The organism is Pseudomonas sp. GW821-FHT04D07, assembly GCF_059420225.1.
Genome location: NZ_JBWKTH010000027.1, coordinates 24,085 through 40,797 on the forward strand (window position 1 = coordinate 24,085; position 16,713 = coordinate 40,797).

The 16,713-nt window shown below is 59.5% G+C and carries 19 protein-coding genes and 1 tRNA gene; 12 read left to right on the plus strand and 8 right to left on the minus strand.

The window, feature by feature from the left end:
- Positions 1 to 75 precede the first annotated feature (75 nt).
- Complete coding sequence (locus AC07T0_RS25065) at positions 76 to 1,029, plus strand: alpha/beta hydrolase family protein (protein WP_495003708.1); 954 nt, start codon at positions 76 to 78, stop codon at positions 1,027 to 1,029.
- A gap of 36 nt (positions 1,030 to 1,065) precedes the next feature.
- On the plus strand, positions 1,066 to 1,473 hold the full coding sequence (locus AC07T0_RS25070; protein WP_495003709.1) for a hypothetical protein: 408 nt from the start codon (positions 1,066 to 1,068) through the stop codon (positions 1,471 to 1,473).
- Positions 1,474 to 1,677: 204 nt separating this feature from the next.
- Here the strand turns inward: AC07T0_RS25070 and gabP are convergent, their stop codons facing one another.
- Complete coding sequence (gabP, locus tag AC07T0_RS25075; RefSeq protein WP_495003710.1) at positions 1,678 to 3,069, minus strand: GABA permease; 1,392 nt, start codon at positions 3,067 to 3,069, stop codon at positions 1,678 to 1,680.
- A gap of 528 nt (positions 3,070 to 3,597) precedes the next feature.
- Here gabP and AC07T0_RS25080 point away from each other — a divergent pair.
- The 5 genes from AC07T0_RS25080 to AC07T0_RS25100 all read left to right on the plus strand — a co-directional run bounded on the left by AC07T0_RS25080 (position 3,598) and on the right by AC07T0_RS25100 (position 7,998).
- Positions 3,598 to 4,371, plus strand: coding sequence for an ABC transporter ATP-binding protein (locus tag AC07T0_RS25080; RefSeq protein WP_495003711.1), 774 nt, complete (start codon positions 3,598 to 3,600; stop codon positions 4,369 to 4,371).
- Positions 4,372 to 4,384: 13 nt separating this feature from the next.
- On the plus strand, positions 4,385 to 5,140 hold the full coding sequence (locus AC07T0_RS25085; protein WP_495003712.1) for an ABC transporter substrate-binding protein: 756 nt from the start codon (positions 4,385 to 4,387) through the stop codon (positions 5,138 to 5,140).
- A gap of 66 nt (positions 5,141 to 5,206) precedes the next feature.
- Entirely contained in the window at positions 5,207 to 5,899 is a 693-nt protein-coding gene (locus AC07T0_RS25090) for an ABC transporter permease (RefSeq protein WP_495003713.1), read from the plus strand.
- Positions 5,899 to 6,588, plus strand: a complete 690-nt coding sequence (locus AC07T0_RS25095) for an ABC transporter permease (RefSeq protein WP_495003714.1) — start codon at positions 5,899 to 5,901, stop codon at positions 6,586 to 6,588. Before AC07T0_RS25090 ends, AC07T0_RS25095 begins: the two co-directional genes overlap by 1 nt.
- A 198-nt stretch (positions 6,589 to 6,786) precedes the next feature.
- On the plus strand, positions 6,787 to 7,998 hold the full coding sequence (locus AC07T0_RS25100) for a methyltransferase (protein ID WP_495003715.1): 1,212 nt from the start codon (positions 6,787 to 6,789) through the stop codon (positions 7,996 to 7,998).
- Positions 7,999 to 8,314: 316 nt separating this feature from the next.
- On the opposite strand, the gene AC07T0_RS25105 is transcribed toward AC07T0_RS25100, so the two are convergent.
- From AC07T0_RS25105 to AC07T0_RS25115, 3 genes are read right to left on the minus strand one after another with little or no spacing between them, the layout of a single operon-like run.
- Positions 8,315 to 8,971: an FMN-dependent NADH-azoreductase gene (locus AC07T0_RS25105; protein WP_495003716.1), complete on the minus strand. Its 657-nt coding sequence runs from the start codon at positions 8,969 to 8,971 to the stop codon at positions 8,315 to 8,317.
- Positions 8,968 to 9,420 (minus strand): GNAT family N-acetyltransferase, encoded by a 453-nt coding sequence (locus AC07T0_RS25110; protein ID WP_495003717.1) that lies wholly within the window; start codon positions 9,418 to 9,420, stop codon positions 8,968 to 8,970. Before AC07T0_RS25110 ends, AC07T0_RS25105 begins: the two co-directional genes overlap by 4 nt.
- Positions 9,410 to 9,886, minus strand: coding sequence for a carboxymuconolactone decarboxylase family protein (locus AC07T0_RS25115; RefSeq protein WP_495003718.1), 477 nt, complete (start codon positions 9,884 to 9,886; stop codon positions 9,410 to 9,412). The genes AC07T0_RS25110 and AC07T0_RS25115 overlap by 11 nt, the downstream gene beginning before the upstream one ends.
- A 166-nt stretch (positions 9,887 to 10,052) precedes the next feature.
- On the opposite strand from AC07T0_RS25115, the gene pdxR reads away from it, so the two are divergent.
- The 3 genes from pdxR to AC07T0_RS25130 all read left to right on the plus strand — a co-directional run bounded on the left by pdxR (position 10,053) and on the right by AC07T0_RS25130 (position 12,902).
- A complete protein-coding gene (pdxR, locus tag AC07T0_RS25120; protein WP_495003719.1) occupies positions 10,053 to 11,474 on the plus strand; it encodes a MocR-like pyridoxine biosynthesis transcription factor PdxR in 1,422 nt (473 codons plus the stop codon).
- Positions 11,475 to 11,578: 104 nt separating this feature from the next.
- A tRNA-Thr gene (locus AC07T0_RS25125) sits at positions 11,579 to 11,654 on the plus strand.
- A 258-nt stretch (positions 11,655 to 11,912) separates the two neighbouring features.
- Positions 11,913 to 12,902 (plus strand): Abi family protein, encoded by a 990-nt coding sequence (locus tag AC07T0_RS25130; RefSeq protein ID WP_495003720.1) that lies wholly within the window; start codon positions 11,913 to 11,915, stop codon positions 12,900 to 12,902.
- A gap of 335 nt (positions 12,903 to 13,237) precedes the next feature.
- On the opposite strand, the gene AC07T0_RS25135 is transcribed toward AC07T0_RS25130, so the two are convergent.
- Together AC07T0_RS25135 and AC07T0_RS25140 are read right to left on the minus strand one after the other, a co-directional pair.
- Positions 13,238 to 13,513: a type II toxin-antitoxin system RelE/ParE family toxin gene (locus AC07T0_RS25135; RefSeq protein WP_495003721.1), complete on the minus strand. Its 276-nt coding sequence runs from the start codon at positions 13,511 to 13,513 to the stop codon at positions 13,238 to 13,240.
- Positions 13,513 to 13,785 carry a CopG family ribbon-helix-helix protein gene (locus tag AC07T0_RS25140; RefSeq protein WP_248745410.1) on the minus strand — a complete coding sequence of 91 codons (273 nt, stop codon included), beginning with the start codon at positions 13,783 to 13,785 and terminating at the stop codon, positions 13,513 to 13,515. Before AC07T0_RS25140 ends, AC07T0_RS25135 begins: the two co-directional genes overlap by 1 nt.
- Before the next feature lie 813 nt (positions 13,786 to 14,598).
- On the opposite strand from AC07T0_RS25140, the gene AC07T0_RS25145 reads away from it, so the two are divergent.
- A complete protein-coding gene (locus AC07T0_RS25145) occupies positions 14,599 to 14,985 on the plus strand; it encodes a hypothetical protein (RefSeq protein ID WP_495003722.1) in 387 nt (128 codons plus the stop codon).
- A gap of 109 nt (positions 14,986 to 15,094) precedes the next feature.
- On the opposite strand, the gene AC07T0_RS25150 is transcribed toward AC07T0_RS25145, so the two are convergent.
- The gene (locus AC07T0_RS25150) at positions 15,095 to 15,436 is read right to left on the minus strand and encodes a hypothetical protein (protein ID WP_495003723.1); all 342 of its coding nucleotides are present in this window, start codon (positions 15,434 to 15,436) and stop codon (positions 15,095 to 15,097) included.
- Positions 15,437 to 15,800: 364 nt separating this feature from the next.
- Between AC07T0_RS25150 and AC07T0_RS25155 the strand changes: the two genes are divergently transcribed.
- Positions 15,801 to 16,355, plus strand: coding sequence for a magnesium transporter (locus tag AC07T0_RS25155; RefSeq protein ID WP_495003724.1), 555 nt, complete (start codon positions 15,801 to 15,803; stop codon positions 16,353 to 16,355).
- A gap of 37 nt (positions 16,356 to 16,392) precedes the next feature.
- Here AC07T0_RS25155 and AC07T0_RS25160 read toward each other — a convergent pair whose 3' ends face one another.
- On the minus strand, positions 16,393 to 16,707 hold the full coding sequence (locus AC07T0_RS25160) for a cytochrome C oxidase subunit IV family protein (RefSeq protein WP_495003725.1): 315 nt from the start codon (positions 16,705 to 16,707) through the stop codon (positions 16,393 to 16,395).
- Between the last annotated feature and the right edge of the window lie 6 nt (positions 16,708 to 16,713).

Below are 16,713 nucleotides of genomic sequence, written 5' to 3' on the forward strand. Positions count from 1 at the left end.
TCCAGCGGCAAGCACTGTATCGAGACGCCAATAGCGTTCAAGGATCAGACACATGCCATGCCAGGAAGCCGTCCAATGAGCTCGATCAACAGCCAACCCTGTCTCTCGCCCGACGCAGTGCGCGCCGAGCCGTTCATCGAACGGGCCGCCGACGGCTTCGCGCTGGGCGGTTTCGCCTGGCGCCACGGCGACGGCAGCCGCGTGCGGCCCGTGGTGATCATCAACGCCGCCACTTCGGTGCGCTGCCGCCATTACGCGCGCTTTGCCGACTACCTGTTTGCCAACGGCATGGATGTCATCAGCTACGACTATCGCGGCATCGGCGAATCGCGCCCGGCGACGCTGCGCGGGCTCAAGGCGTCCTGGACCGACTGGGGCGCGCTGGATTTCGAAGCCATGCTGCAACGGGCGGCGCGCGAGCACCCCGGCCAGCCCATCGATGTCGTTGCCCACAGCTTCGGCGGCTGCGCGGTCGGGCTGGCGGCCTCGGGCCCGTTGATTCGCCGGGTGGTCAGCGTCGGCGGGCAATTCGCCTACTGGCGCGACTATGCACCCGCCAGCCGCTGGCAGATGTTCGGCAAATGGCACCTGGTCATGCCGCTGCTGACCGGCCTCTACGGCTACTTCCCCGGCAAGCGCCTCGGCTGGCTGGAGGACACCCCGGCCGGAGTGGTACGCGACTGGAGCACCCCGACCGCGCGCTACGAAAAGCGCCCCAGTGGACGCCAACTGGCCACGCTGCCGTTTTCCCGGGTCAAGGCGCAAATCCTCGCAGTCAGCCTGACCGACGACCCATTCGGCACGGTCGCCGCCATCGAACGGCTGCTGGCCTACTTCAGCGCCAGTGCCCGCACTCACCTGCGCATTGCGCCTGAAGATATCGAAGAGTCAGAGGTGGGGCATTTCGCCTTTTTTCGTAGCCAATACCAGGAAAAGCTCTGGCCGATTGCGCTGCACTGGCTGGAGAAAGGCGCACTGCGGGCGGGAACGCCGGGGAAGATTGGAATTGCGGCGGCTCACGGAGGATAATTGCCCGCTTACCTCTTTGTGAAAGCACCCGAGTCCATGGCATCCCAGAACAAGCAAGACAAACGCGCGCAACGGGCGAAAGCCAAGGCCAAGCAGAACCGGACCCGCCGTGCCAGCGAGCCGGTCGAGGCGCTGCCGGTGGACGACGACCGGATCGACTTCGCCTCGGTCGACCTGACGGACCTGTTCAAAAGAATGCGTGATGCCGAGCATGGCAGCCAGTTGGCCATGTGCAGCGTGTTCCTGGGGGACCCGCTGCTGGAGCTGGTGCTGGAACAGGAGGGAGAGGAAGAAGCGACGGACTTTATTCTTTCGGCACTGATCGAGTACCGCCAGTGGTCCACCGAGGCCACTGAGGAAGCGGCCCTGGCCTGGATCGAGAGCCCGGCCTTCCAGGCCGATTATGTGGCGGCCTCGCAGGCGCTACAGAAAGCCGCCGGCTAGCAACGTGGGGGATCAGATGCCCCGCGTTATTGTTCACGGCCATCGCCAGCAAGCTGGCTCCTACAGTCCGGTGTCCTACGCAGGTTTTGTGTATGACACAACCCTTGTAGGAGCCAGCTTGCTGGCGATGGGGCCCTGACTAACACCAAAGACCCCACAGACAAACTACGCCAGCTCCGTCACCACCGCCCCACCAGCCCCTTATTAGTTCAACACCACCCGCCCGGCTTTCTCAAGTCGGCGACGGCGAGCCACCAGCAGCCCGGCGGCCACCACCAGCACACTGAGCAAGCCCGTGGCGAGAATTTCGACACGATGGGCTTCCTGGCACAGCATCACGGCCAACACCGCCACGATGAACACAATCACCGCCCAGGTCAGCCCCGGGAACAGCCACATCTTGAAGTCGATCTTCTCGCCCTTGGCCATGCGCTGACGACGCATGCGCAGCTGCGACACCGCGATCACCAGGTACACCAGCAGCGCAATGGCACCGGAACTGGCCAACAGGAACTCGAACACCGCCGCCGGCGCAACATAGTTGGCGAACACCGCCAGGAAGGCTGCCGCCGTCGACAGCATCACCGCCCAATAAGGCGTGCCGCTGTCATTGGTGCGTTTGGACACGGCTGGCGCATCACCACGCTTGCCTAGGGAGAAGAGCATCCGCGAAGCGGTATACAGCGCCGAGTTCAGGCAACTGGTCACCGCCACCAACACCACCAGGTCAACGATCAGTTTGGCATTCGGAATGCCCATGCGATCCAACACCACCTGATAGGAACCGACCGCCGCCAGGCTCGGGTCATTCCACGGCACCAGCGCGACAACGATGAAGATCGACACCAGGTAGAACAAGCCGATCCGCCAGATCACCGAGTTGGTGGCCTTGGAGATCTGCTTGCCCGGGTCTTTCGATTCAGCCGCGGCAATGGTGACGATTTCCGTGCCCATGAACGAGAACATGGTGGTCAGCATCGCGGCCAATACCGCGCCCATGCCATGGGGCATAAAGCCCACGGTGTCCACCAGATGCGACACGCCGCTGACCTGGCTGGTCGGCAACAGGCCAAAGATCGCCAGCACACCCAGCACGATAAAGCCGATGATCGCGATCACCTTGATCAGCGCGAACCAGAACTCGAACTCGCCATAGTTCTTCACGCTGAACAGGTTGGTCGCGGTCAGCAACAAGGTAATGATCAGGGTAAAGGCCCAGATCGCCACATTGGGGAACCAGGCATGCAGGATGGTCGCGGCGGCGTTGGCCTCCAGCGGGATCACCAGCACCCAGAACCACCAGTACAGCCAGCCGATGGTGAAACCGGCCCAGTGCCCGATGGCACGGTCGGCGTAAGTCGAGAACGAACCGGTATCCGGCGAGGCCACGGCCATTTCGGCGAGCATGCGCATCACCAGCACCACCAGGGTCCCGGCCGCGGCGTAGGCCATCAGCACAGCAGGGCCGGCTTCGGCGATTGCGTGCCCGGAACCGACAAACAGCCCGGCACCGATCACCCCGGCGATCGACAACATGGTCACATGCCGCGACTTGAGCCCCTGCTCCAAATTATTGGAATTATGCGTACTGCTCATTGAGGTTACCTTTGCAATGAAGAGCGCGCCCTACACATCGGGAGACCTTGTTGCAGGAATCCAACGGGGGCGTATTTTATTTTTTACGCAAGATTTGCGCCAAAATGTTACATATCTCCGGTTTCCGGGGCCTGCAAGCCGACACACCGTAAAATCGTAACCCGTTGAGATTAATGGCTATTTGCCAAGATGTTACCGAGACACTCAAATTCAGACGCTCGAATCGCACCAGAAACGCCCAATAAATAGCGTAACGCCCTATTTCGGGGCAAGCCTATGCCCACTCAGCGGGGTTACCCTTCCCACCCTTGGCCAAAGCTGGCACCATCGCGCCTTTTTTTAAGCGACTGCCGGGTCAGGACGACAGATCAAACAGCTGTTCGGTTGTTGATGGGGCGACAGACTGCTGTGCCGATGCGACAACCTGTCACCCATCCGTCCTGTACCGGCTTTTCCCTATGCTAGCTTGGCGCTCGCCAGGAAGGCCGCCAATAGCAGGAGCACGACAGAAGACAATGAGGACCGCACATGGCTGAGGCCACGCCCGCGCTTGAAATCCGCAACTTGCACAAACGCTACGGTGAGCTGGAGGTGCTCAAGGGTATCTCGCTGACCGCCCGCGACGGTGATGTGATCTCGATCCTGGGTTCCTCCGGTTCCGGCAAGTCGACCTTCCTGCGTTGCATCAACCTGCTGGAGAACCCGCACCAGGGCCAGATCCTGGTCAATGGCGAGGAACTCAAGCTCAAGGCTGCGAAAAACGGCGAGCTGGTGGCCGCCGACGGCAAGCAGATCAACCGCCTGCGCAGCGAAATCGGCTTTGTGTTCCAGAACTTCAACCTCTGGCCACACATGAGCATCCTCGACAACATCATCGAAGCGCCACGGCGGGTGCTCGGGCAGAGCAAGGCCGAGGCCATCGACGTGGCCGAAGGCCTGCTGGCCAAGGTCGGCATCGCCGACAAGCGCCACGCCTACCCGTCGCAACTGTCCGGTGGCCAGCAACAGCGCGCGGCCATTGCCCGGACCCTGGCCATGCAGCCCAAGGTCATCCTGTTCGACGAACCGACCTCGGCCCTCGACCCGGAAATGGTCCAGGAAGTCCTCAACGTGATCCGCGCCCTGGCCGAAGAAGGCCGCACCATGCTGCTGGTCACCCACGAAATGGGCTTTGCCCGCCAGGTCTCCAGTGAAGTGGTGTTCCTGCACCAGGGCCTGGTGGAAGAACAAGGAACCCCGCAGCAGGTTTTCGACCACCCGCTGTCGGCGCGCTGCAAACAATTCATGTCCAGCAACCGCTAACGGAGCAACACGTATGCAGACCTACAAAAAATTCCTCCTGGCCGCTGCCGTCTCCATGGCCTTCAGCGCCAGTGCCTTTGCCGAAACCCTGAAAATGGGTATCGAAGCCGCTTACCCACCGTTCAACAACAAGGATGCCAGCGGCCAGGTCGTGGGCTTCGACAAGGACATCGGCGACGCCCTGTGCGCCAGGATGAAGGTCGAGTGCACGGTCGTGACGTCCGACTGGGACGGGATCATTCCGGCCCTGCAGACCAAAAAATTCGACTTCCTGATCTCCTCCATGTCGATCACCGAAGAGCGCAAGCAGGCCGTCGACTTCACCGACCCGTACTACTCCAACAAGCTGCAATTCATCGCCGCCAAGAAAGACGCCGAGTTCAAGACCGACAAGGCCTCGCTCAAGGGCAAGATCATCGGCGCGCAGCGTTCGACCCTGGCCGGTAGCTGGCTGGAAGACCACCTGGGCGACGACGTCACCATCAAGCTCTACGACACCCAGGAAAACGCCTACCTCGACCTGCAGGCCGGGCGCCTGGACGCCATTCTGGCGGACAAATACGTCAACTATGAATGGCTGAAAAGCGAGGCCGGCAAGCCTTACGAGTTCAAGGGCAACCCGGTGGAAGAGAGCGACAAGATCGGTATCGCCGTGCGCAAGAAGGACAACGAACTGCGTGAGAAGCTGAATGCCGCGCTGAAGGAAATCATCGCCGACGGTACTTACAAGAAGATCAACGACAAGTACTTCCCGTTCAGCATCCTCTGACCTGCCCCGATGGCCGGCACCTCAACGCAAGGTGTCGGCTGTCCCTGGTAAAGCCGGCCTCTGCCCATGAATATCGACCTCTATGGATTCGGCCCGGCGCTCGCCGCCGGCGCGCTGATGACCGTCAAGCTTGCGCTCTCGGCCCTGTGCCTGGGACTGCTGCTCGGGCTGCTCGGCGCCTTGGCCAAGACTTCACCGTATAAGCCGCTGCAATGGCTGGGGGGTGCTTATTCGACCCTGGTCCGTGGCGTGCCGGAACTGCTCTGGGTGCTGCTGATGTACTACGGCAGCGTCAATCTGATGAGCGCAATGGGCGAAGCATTCGGTAACCCCGAACTGGCCCTGAACCCGTTCGCCGCCGGGGTGATCGCCCTGGGCCTGTGCTTTGGCGCCTACGCCACGGAAGTGTTTCGTGGCGCGATCCTGGCGATACCCAAAGGTCACCGGGAGGCCGGGGTTGCACTGGGCATGTCCAAGGTGCGGATCTTCACCCGGCTGATCATGCCGCAGATGTGGCGTATCGCCCTGCCGGGCCTGGGCAACCTGTTCATGATCCTGATGAAAGACACCGCGCTGGTCTCGGTGATCAGCCTGGAAGAAATCATGCGTCAGGCGCAGAACGCCGTGCTGTTCAGCAAGCTGCCGTTCACCTTTTACCTGGTGGCGGCCTTTATGTACCTGGGCCTGACCGTCCTGGCCATGACCGGCATGCATTTCCTGGAAAAACGTGCCGCTCGCGGTTTTGTGAGGACCACATAATGGAATGGGAAGTCATCTTCAAATGGCTGCCGAAGTTCTATCAGGGCGCGGTGCTGACCCTGGAACTGGTGGGCATCGCCGTGGTGCTGGGATTGATCCTGGCGGTGCCGCTGGGCATCGCCCGGGCTTCGAAGCTCTGGTATGTGCGATCCCTGCCCTACGCCTATATCTTCTTTTTCCGCGGGACGCCGCTGCTGGTGCAACTGTTCCTGGTGTATTACGGACTGGCGCAGTTCGACGCGATTCGCGACAGTTTCATGTGGCCTTATCTGCGCAACCCGTTCTGGTGCGCGACGGCAACCATGACCTTGCACACCACTGCGTATATCGCGGAAATCCTGCGGGGGGCGATCCAGGCCATTCCGCCGGGCGAGATCGAAGCGGCGCGGGCGCTGGGCATGTCGCGGGCCAAGGCAATGATCTACATCATCCTGCCGCGCGCGGCGCGGATCGGCTTGCCGGCGTATAGCAACGAAGTGATCCTGATGCTCAAGGCCAGCTCGCTGGCGAGTACCGTGACACTGCTGGAACTGACCGGCATGACCCGGACCATCATTGCCCGCAACTACCTGACCGTGGATATGTTCTTCACGGCGGGGGTGTTCTATCTGGTGATCTCGTTCCTGCTGGTGCAGGCGTTCAAGCAGGTGGAGCGTTGGATGCGGGTGGATGCCTGTCAGGGGCGGTGACTTGGTTGGCGCAAGGGACTTAAAATCCCCTGCGCCCAGCCCCTAGGATTTTTGCTGGCTTCAAGGGCCTCTTCGCGGGCAAGCTCCGCTCCCACAATGTATTTGAGTCGTACCTGAGTTTTAAGTACGACTGAAAACCCCTGTGGGAGCGGAGCTTGCCCGCGAAGAGGCCAGCCCAGCCACCCCGGAACCCGCAGCATGCCCCCAATCCTCCAAGGCCCCACCCTGCAAACCCGCTTCAAGGCCCTGGACACCTTCCTCTCGGCGCACCAACACCTCTGGCGCCCACGCCCCTTCACCCATCTGCATCTGCCGTGGGAAACCCAACACCCGGAACTCGCCACCTGGTTACGCCAACGCAGCCTCGACGACGCCGAAGCCAGCCACAACCACCCGGAACACCTCGCCGCCCCCGCGCCGTTTCCCGCGCTGGCTGCCGAATCCGCGGCGTTGACCACTGTCGGAACACTCCCCGACAGCGCCCTGCCCCCGGCCAATCAGCGCCTGAACGTCGGCGTCCCAGGCCGAAAATGGCAACAGATCGAAGCCTTCGCCAGCCGCCTGGACTTCGCCCAATCGCCCAGCCACTGGCTCGACTGGTGTTCCGGCAAAGGCCACCTTGGCCGCCGCCTGCTGCAACCCGGCCAACACCTGACCTGCCTGGAATACGACCCGTCCCTGATCGCCAGCGGCCAGCAGCTCAGCCAGCACCACCACCTGCCGGCCCAACACCTGCAACAAGACGTCCTCGCGCCTGATGCCGCCGCCCGCCTGAGCGCCGAGCACACCCCGGTCGCCCTCCACGCCTGCGGCGACCTCCACGTACGCCTGATGCAACTCGCCAGCCACGCTGGCTGCCGGCAACTGGCAATCGCCCCCTGCTGCTATAACCGCATCAGCGCCGCGAGCTACCAAGCTTTATCCTGCGCAGCCAAAGCTTCAACCCTGCATCTATCGCTGGACGACCTCGCCCTGCCCCTGAGCGAAACCGTCACCGCCGGCGCCCGGGTGCGCCGCCAGCGCGACAGCTCCATGGCCCGACGCCTGGCCTTCGACCTGCTGCAGCGCCGTCTACGGCAAACCGACGACTACCTGCCCACCCCTTCGCTGCCCAGCGCCTGGCTCGAAAAACCCTTCGCCGACTACTGCCGCGACCTGGCCGCACTCAAAGAGTTATCCACAGTCGGCGAGCAGAATTGGTCGGAATTGGAAACCGCGGGCTGGCAACGACTGGCGCAGGTACGCAATCTGGAACTGCTCCGCGGCTTGTTCCGCCGCCCGCTGGAACTCTGGCTGGTACTCGACCGCGCACTGTTCCTGGAAGAGCAAGGCTACGCCGTACGCCTGGGCCTGTTCTGCGAAAGCCCATTGACGCCACGCAATCTTCTGCTAATGGCAGAGCGCCACTAATCTCCAGATTACGTAGTGCAGCCTGTGGATAACTCTGTTGATTCTTTTCCAACAGACGCCCTGAAAACAACGCTTACAGAGGAAAAAGCTGTCTGGTTACTTTTTGCTCACAAAATAAAGCACCGAAAAAACAGATAGTTGCGCGCTTATGAGAACGCGTCCACAAAATCGCATTCTCGCCGCGCTAACGACCAACCACTTGTGCATAAGCGTTCTGGTCAATGGACATAACGCCGCCTTTTTCAGGGTCTGCCACCCCTCCCCCGAGAACACCACAAACCTCTGTAGGAGCCAGCTTGCTGGCGATAGCGGCCGATCAGGCGATACAAGACTCACTGGCCCCATCGCCAGCAAGCTGGCGCCTACAGGTTTCCGTATTAGCCTGAAGCTCCCTCAGCAACGCCTCCCGCATGACCGCCAGGCCTTGCTCAACCGCCTCACCACCACGGACGGTGCCTTGCAGATAGATAAACGTCAGCTGATGAATGCCGATGGAATTGAGAATCGCCTTTAAATAAGGCGCGAGAAAGTCCGGCTGACGCGCGTTTTCTCCCTCAACAAAGCCCCCGGAACTGACCAGTACAAAGGTCGGGCGATCCTTGAGCAAGCCAAACTTCTCCCCCGCACCGTTCACCCCGAAGCTGCGCTGAATGCGCACCACATGATCGATCCACAGCTTCATGGCGGCAGGCAGCGTGAAGTTGTGCAGCGGCGTGCACAACACCAGCAGATCGCTGGTCTCGAGCTCGACGATCTGCCGCTCGGACGCATGGATGGCCACATTGTCCATACCGGCTACCGAAGTCACGGCCGTCGCATAGTCGCGGGTCAAGGCCGGCAGCGGTTCACCGCCCAGCTGGCGATCCATGATGGTGCTGATGCCCGGCCAGTCGCCCAGCACGTCGGCGGCCAGGCGATAAACCCGAGCGGCCTTGCCATGGGGGCTGAAATTCAACAACAGGGCGCGGCTCATTGCGACGGCCCCGCATTCAAGTCCTGGGAAAAGTGCATGCCCTTGGCCAACAGCCCCTGGCGGAAATAGAAGCGTTGCGCCAAAGGCATATGCATCCCCGTATCGAGCACCAGATAGCGATAACCCAAGGCCCGCGCATGACGACGCACCTCCTCCAACAGCCCGGCGCCCAGCTCGCGACGCTGTTGCGAAGCCGTCACCACCAGGTCATCGACATAGACGAAGCGCCCATACAGGGTGTTCTCCGTCACCCGAAAACCGGCCAGGCCGATCACCTGCCCGTGTTCACGCAGCGCCAGTAGGCGAAAGCCCTGCTCGCCCTGACGAAAGACCTGCTCGACGAAGGACTCCACATCGATCAAATGCGGTCGTAGCTCCTGCATCACGGCAAAACACTCGCGGCACTGGGCTTTGCTTTCGATCAGTGCGTATTCGAGATCATTGCCCATGGGACACATCCTCCTGCTGGCGCACACCGGCTGGTACCAAGCGGAAACTGACACCCACACGGTTAAGCGCATTCATCAGGGCGACCGCCAGGGTCAGGTCGGCCACTTCCTTTTCGCCGAATACCGCGCAAACGGCCTGGAAGTCCTCGTCCGGCACCTCGGTCTCGTGCACCCGGGTCACGCTTTCGGCCCAGGCCAGGGCCGCGCATTCACGGCGATCGAACAACGCACCGCCTTCGCGCCAGACCGGCACCAGCAGCACCTTGTCGAGGCTCACGCCCAGCTTGATCAGGTCGCGGGAATGCTGGCTGATGCAGTAAGCGCAGCCGTTGAGCTGCGAAACCCGCAGGTACACCAGATCGATCAAATGCGCTTCGAGCCCGCAGCCTTGCAGATAGCTTTTAACGCCAAACAGCGCTTTGTAGCCCAGGGGCGCTGCGTCGAAGTAGTTGAGACGTTGAGTCATGGAGGGTTCCCCTTTGCGGTCGGTAAAGTCATGGCCGGCAGTCTGCGGTGCGTTGGCATCGGCCAACAGGGCCAAGATCGAGCAAGCCGTTTGGGACATAACCGCTGCTGATCCGCCCACCCATGGGGTTAAACTGCGGCCGATCTGCATGCCCACGGAAAACGCCATGCCCATTGCCAAAGCCGCCACTGAACCGGGTCTGCCCAAATACCTGGTGGTCTATCGACGCATTCGCAGCGCCATCGATGAGGGCCAATTGCGTCCCGGTGATCGCGTGCCTTCGGTGCGCGCCCTGGCGACTGAACTCAACCTGGCGCGGGGCACGGTCGAAGCGGCTTATGAGCTGCTGATCAGCGAGGGTTATCTGACGGCGCGGGGGCAGGCTGGGACCGTCATTGCCCTTGATCTGCCGGTGACAGCGGCTCCCAGCCCGCCAACGGAAAGCACCGCGCCGACGACCGAACAGGATCAACCGCTGCCCCTGCAAATGGGGCTGCCGGCGCTGGATGCTTTTCCGCGGAAACTCTGGAGCCGACTGATCACCCAACGTGCTCGGCAAACCGATATCGCCGGTCTGGGTTTCAGCGATCCGAGAGGCTACGCACCGCTGCGCTCGGCCATTGCCACGTACCTGGGGTTGTATCGGGGCGTGCAGTGCACACCGGACCAGGTGTTTATCTGCACCGGTTACAACGCCGTGCTCGAACTGGTCTGCGAAAGCCTGGAAATGACGGGCCAGGGTTGCTGGTTCGAGGACCCCGGTTATGTGCATGCACGGCAGATCCTGCTCAATCGCGGCGTAGAGTTGGTGCCGGTGCCGGTGGATGCCGATGGTTTGCGGGTGGCGCACGGTATTCGCCTGAGTCCGACGGCGCGCTTGGCGGTGGTCAGCCCGGCCCATCAGAGCCCATTGGGTGTGGCGTTGAGCCCGGAACGGCGGCGGGAGCTGCTCGATTGGGCGCAGGTGCAGTCAAGCTGGGTATTGGAAGACGACTATGACAGCGAGTTTCGTTATCGAGGCCGGCCGTTGCCCGCACTGAAGAGCCAGGATGTGCATGACCGCGTGCTGTACGCCGGGACCTTCAGCAAGATGCTGTTTCCGGGGTTGCGGCTGGCGTATCTGGTGGTGCCCCGGGAACAGGTCGGGAGTTTTGAACAGGTTGCGCGGCTGTGGCGCAATCGCAGCCCGGAACTGCTGCAGGCGACGGTCAGCGACTTTCTGAGCCAGGGCCACTTCACCCGGCATCTGAAGAAGATGCGGCAGTTGTACAGCGCGCGTCGGGCGTTGCTGGTCAGGGCGCTGGAAGAGGTGGGCAGTGGGATATTGAGGGTCGACCCGCAGGCTGGGGGGATCAATCTGCTGGTGCGGGTGTTGATTGATGTGCCGGATTCCCGGATAGCCGAGCAGGCACGGGCGGCGGGATTGTCGATTGAGCCTCTGTCGCGCTGGCAGGTGGCGGCCGGGCAGGAAGGCGGGTTATTGATGACCTTTACCAACGTGGCGTCGGCCAAACAGGCGGCTGAAATAGCGGGCCGGTTGCTCGCGGCGATTGAAGCGGCGCGGCCGGTGGATCAGGACAAAGTCTAGGGTTGCTGACGTGGGCGGATCACGAGAACGTTGCCTCCGCAAAAATAGTCAGATATCAGGGGTTTACAGAACCTCGCCAATCGCTATAATCGTCGCCCTAACACGCCGGTATAGCTCAGTTGGTAGAGCAACTGACTTGTAATCAGTAGGTCCCGGGTTCGACTCCTGGTGCCGGCACCATACATCAAAGCCCCGTAATACGGGGCTTTGGCGTTTCTGGACCTTTAGTTTTCGCGCTTTCAAAAAGCTGAAAATGTCCACAACGTGTCCACACTTAAAAAAATCCAAGGCACCAACCCGTTACAATTTCACATCAACGCGACGTTGACGGGCTCTGACACCTACCTATAATGCACCCCAACACACCCGCCAAGCCTAGGTTGACCCACAGTCAGCAAGCTCAAATCGTGCGGGTTTTTTTTGCCTGGAGAAAACTACATGAGGCCCTTCGACAAGCCGGCCCTCAGCGTAGAACAGCAATTGGAACTGTTGAAGCAACGAGGCCTGCACGTCACCAACGACGATAGGGCATTGCGCTTTCTCGAAGTGGTAACGCTGTTTCGCTTGAGCCCCTACATGCGTCCCTTTCAGGAGCCGGATCCCGAACACACCTTCAAACCCGGCAGTACCCTGAAAGCCGTGGTCGACATCTATCGCTTCGATGGTTCGTTGCGACGCATAACGATGGATGCTATCGAACCTGTCGAAGTTGCCATCAGAGCATCGATCAGCAATCACATGTGTCCAAAATATGGGCCTGACTGGATAGCTGACTCGTCAGTTTTTTCCTCGTCATACTCGCACTCTGACTTGCTACGCCCCCTGCGAGATCAGTTGAACAAGGAGCAGACCAGACTCCGACGCGAGATTGATCGCATAAAAAGCGGTCGTCATGTCGATGGCGTTCACCAACAGCGGATTGAAAATCGCATTCGCGATAACTATTTCCGATTCTACGGGGCGACTTATACCCATCCTGAGCTACCGCCCGCCTGGGCCGTTCTGGAAGAGCTCAGCCTTGGGACGGTCTCTACCCTATTCAACGCCATAGGTAAAAGCGCTGACAAAAAAGCGATCTCTAGCAGATTCAATCTGCCCTTCGATGTATTGGCCTCCTGGCTGCACACCTTGACCTTTATCCGGAACTGCTGCGCCCACCATTCACGGTTATGGAACCGAGAGCTTTCGATTCGACCGTCCTTACCCAAAGAGTGGGTGATTCCGCATGTACCTGGCGACGGTCCTCAACCAAAGCAACGCCTGTACATCGTATTGACGATGCTGGCCTATCTAACCGACCTGATCAGCCCAGACAGCCAATGGAAGCTTCGCCTTGCGGAGGTCATGGATCAGCGAGAGTTTGGGAGTTTGAGGCTCATGGGGTTTCCAAATGATTGGAAACGTCAGCAGCAATGGCATCTTGAGTAACGAAGCCAGTAGCTCGTCACGTCAACGCAGCTTGCCGTTGACCACATCGTCAGCATGCTTAAAAATGCCCACCGAGGACTGCAACTGCGCATCTTTGGGCTTGAGCTCCAGTATCGCTCCCCCAGACTTCGGCAGCAGAGAACTGGCGCTCTCTGAAGTAGTGACGACCAAGCCTTTGGGCGGATTCTGAACCCACGGTCAGCAATGATCCGGAGCTAAAGAATCGCTGCGACTACTCCTCGACAACATTTTAGAAGGCGCTCATTGAGCGCCTTTTTTATTCCGTTTTAGCCGGCCTCGTAAACACTTCGACTACCGCAATCATCTGATAGCGTCTATCGATCTTCACGCGTATGCCACAGCCGCAGCAGATAGACGGTGGACTCCTGAATCTCGTAGCGCATTTCATAATGGCCGATCAGGATTCGGCGCACATCTCGTGGTTCGAACTCTTCCAGCCGTTCGCCAATACGCGGATTAGTCAGCAATATGCTTGAAGCCCCCGTGAGCTGTTGAACCGTATGCGCGGCAGCGGGCCGGTTCACTGTAGCCAGAAACTCGTACAACCGAGCAACGTCTGAAAGCGCCTTGCTGGTCCACTTCAACTCCATCAGCGCGGTACCGGCAGCGGGGTGTCGGTACTAAGGCTGTCGGCCCAGGCCTGGACCGCTTGGTGGTCAATTACACGACCGGCATCAACATCCGCCAGCGCCTCGCGAGTCAGGCGACTGCGCTCTTCTTCCTGGTCTATCCAGGCGGACAGAGCCTGCTTGAGGATCCAGTTCTTGGAGCGCTCCAGCCGCTCAGCCATCAAATCGATTCTCTCGGCCAGTTGCACCGGGACGTGAGCCGTAACGGACCGGGTTTTCGCGCTAGCTGCCATGGTGGATGACTCCTGTGTTGCGAGAATCAGCAGGCTCTCGCTAGATGGATGGTCGCTTCGGGTATCGCGACCAGCCATCGTGATGAGTTTCGATTAATAGTTAATCATAATTAATAATCACACATCGTCAAGAACCATCGGCACCACGCCAGTCCCTCTTTCAGCACTTCGGCAGGGATTTTTCCGAGCATGGCCTCACCGGTTACCTACGCTGAGGGTACAGATAGAGGTATGAAAAACCATGCCCACGATATTTCCCTTTATTTTTCAATAACAAAGGGATTAGTTCGACTCCTGGTGCCCATACAAAACGAAGCCTCGCAGCGATGCGGGGCTTTTGTTTGTCTGCTGAACGTAATGTGACCGCTCCCAGCCAGACGTCCCATTCGTCGGACGCCCCCAATGCAGTGAAGTGAAAAAAAGCACTCGAAATCGTTTCCGGACTAATAGGTGAGTGATTTCCCTTCCTCGTCCGTAGCTCCCCAGCGCCTCGTAATGAGGAGAAATGGCTTTCCAAAAAAACTAATATTTCCTACATGTTTTGGTCGTGGGAGAATGTTGTGTGCGCTCGCGGCTGGAGCTACATTCCTGTCGTCGCTGCAAATTCAGCGATACGGGTTTCGCAGCCCGGCGGTTTCTGTTGGCGCACAGCGCCGCGTAAGCGGCTTTTTCATGTCTGCGTTATGGCGGGCTGTGCGCAGGAGGCTTATGCCTGCCGGTGTCCCAACAGACCGGTCTGCGAACCTGCGTACAGTTCGCCACCCTTGTATCGCAGCAAGAGTGGAGATCTCCTTAACCTGTTGGAGATTCACCATGGCTAAGAAAATCACTCCCGATCCACCTTCCGTTTCCAACGGCCCTGTGAAATCAATGCGGCCAGATGCGGCCCGCTTGCTCGATACCCTCGCTTTAACACTATCCAAAACCATCAATTACGCCGACCCTCTCAGACCCACGATTTTTGCCATCCAGCCAGGCGTCAACGCTCAGGACGCGCTGACCTACGTGTCGAAATTGCTCGAAGTAGCCGAACTGAACGGTGACGAAATCAGCTTGCATACGAACCCGGTGGAGCGGTCTCTGTTCTGGGGCATGCTTCACTCGGTAGAGATGGCGCGGGCTGTGGTGGATGCGCTGCTTGCGGGTTCGTCCTCGGCACATCACGCATCACCCGCATTAGACGACCATCCATTTAGTTGAAGTGTAATCAGTAGATTCCGGGGTCGTTTCCCGGCACCAAGCACCCTACAAAACGAAGCCCTCGCAGCAATGTGAGGGCTTTGTCTGGCTTTTCCCCTTCGCCGGGGAATCAACCCAACTGATCGATCATCACCGCATTGGTATAGATCAAACTGCCGTCGCTCGCCCGATGCCCGACCAGGTGGAACTGGCCGCGTTGGTCGCCTGCGCTCAAATAAACGCGCAATTGGCAATCAGACAACGGGCCGCATTCCTCAGGCGTGATCAACTCCATTGTGCTCATATCCACATCGATCATCACTTCAGGCTCGTGGGTCTGCTGCAGATGTTCTTCGGCCTCCTCCATACGCAAATGGTCGTCGTCATTGACGTGAAAATGGATCTCCCCCATCGGGGTGGACCGTTGATCGCTGCTGGCTTTGCACCAGCCTTTGATGGTTAAGGTGTTCATGACGAAAAACCTCCTGGGACAGTCGCTTTGGGGACGACCCGACCTCCTATTAAATTCTAGACAACAGGCAAGGAACCGCTACAGCCTCAACTCGCCCACCAGCCCGCCGCCCCCAACACCCGGACCAGGCTGTTGAAAAACCGGTCAGGAACAGCACGGGAGGTCTCCCGTGCCCTGGTGCATTGCGCACAGCCCAACGTGCTCGGGCTCCGGGCGGCCATGGCGTTGAAAAGGGCGGTGCTATACTTTTTTGGTAGCAATGAGCGTGCAACGTGATCCAGAGAGACAGGCTAACGCTCTGGAATTTCAGATAACCACTGCAGAAAAAAGGGGACACCTGCGGATAGGCGGTAGGAGGTGACTCATGAACCGACACTTTTACATCAGCGATAATCTCGACGACCTGGAAATCGTTGAAAGCGAACTGGAAACCAGCGGTATCAGTACTGAACAGATTCATGTGCTCAGCGATCGGGATGCCGAAGTGGAACAGCATCATCTGCATGATGTGAACTCATTCATGAAGCAGGATGTTGTCCGTTCTGGCGAGATTGGTGCGGTCATTGGCATACCGCTCGCCGCCTTGGCGCTGGGGGGGGCCTATCTGGCAGGCTGGACCGCCACCGCGGCAGGCTGGATGCCGTTCGTTTTTCTGAGCATCGTGATACTCGGATTCAGTATCTGGGAAGGCGGCTTTTTTGGTATTCAGGTGCCCAATGCCCACTTCCGCAAGTTGAAAGAGCGGATAAAAGAAGGCGAGTATATTTTCTTCGTGGACGTTGAACCCAATCAGGAGTCGACGCTGGATCGGGTCATCAAACATCACCCACAGCTGCAAGCGGCCGGTACTGGCCCAGCGGCCCCCCATTGGATAGTGGCCTGGCTGTATAGATGGCATCAGTTCAAGCGAACGATATAGGAGGCGGTCCGAGTGCGCAGGAGGCGGAAGCCTGTTATCACCCGAGGAACATCCCACGGGTGAAGAACACGTAGTCCGCCTCTGCCACCATCAGACCTACCAGCACCAGCAGACACAATGGCGGTACCAGTATGGCGTAGACCATCGCCAGACGCTCCCAGGCCATGTGCATGAAGACGGAGACGATCAGGCCAGCCTTCAACAACATCAGCACCAGAATCAGCGACCACCTGAAGTAGCCCTGGAAGTGAAAATAATCGACCAGATAGGACAGGGTACTGAGTACAAACAACAATCCCCAGATCTTCAGGTACAAGCTGAGTGGATGTTGTTGACCTTGTGCATGCGCCATCGCCAG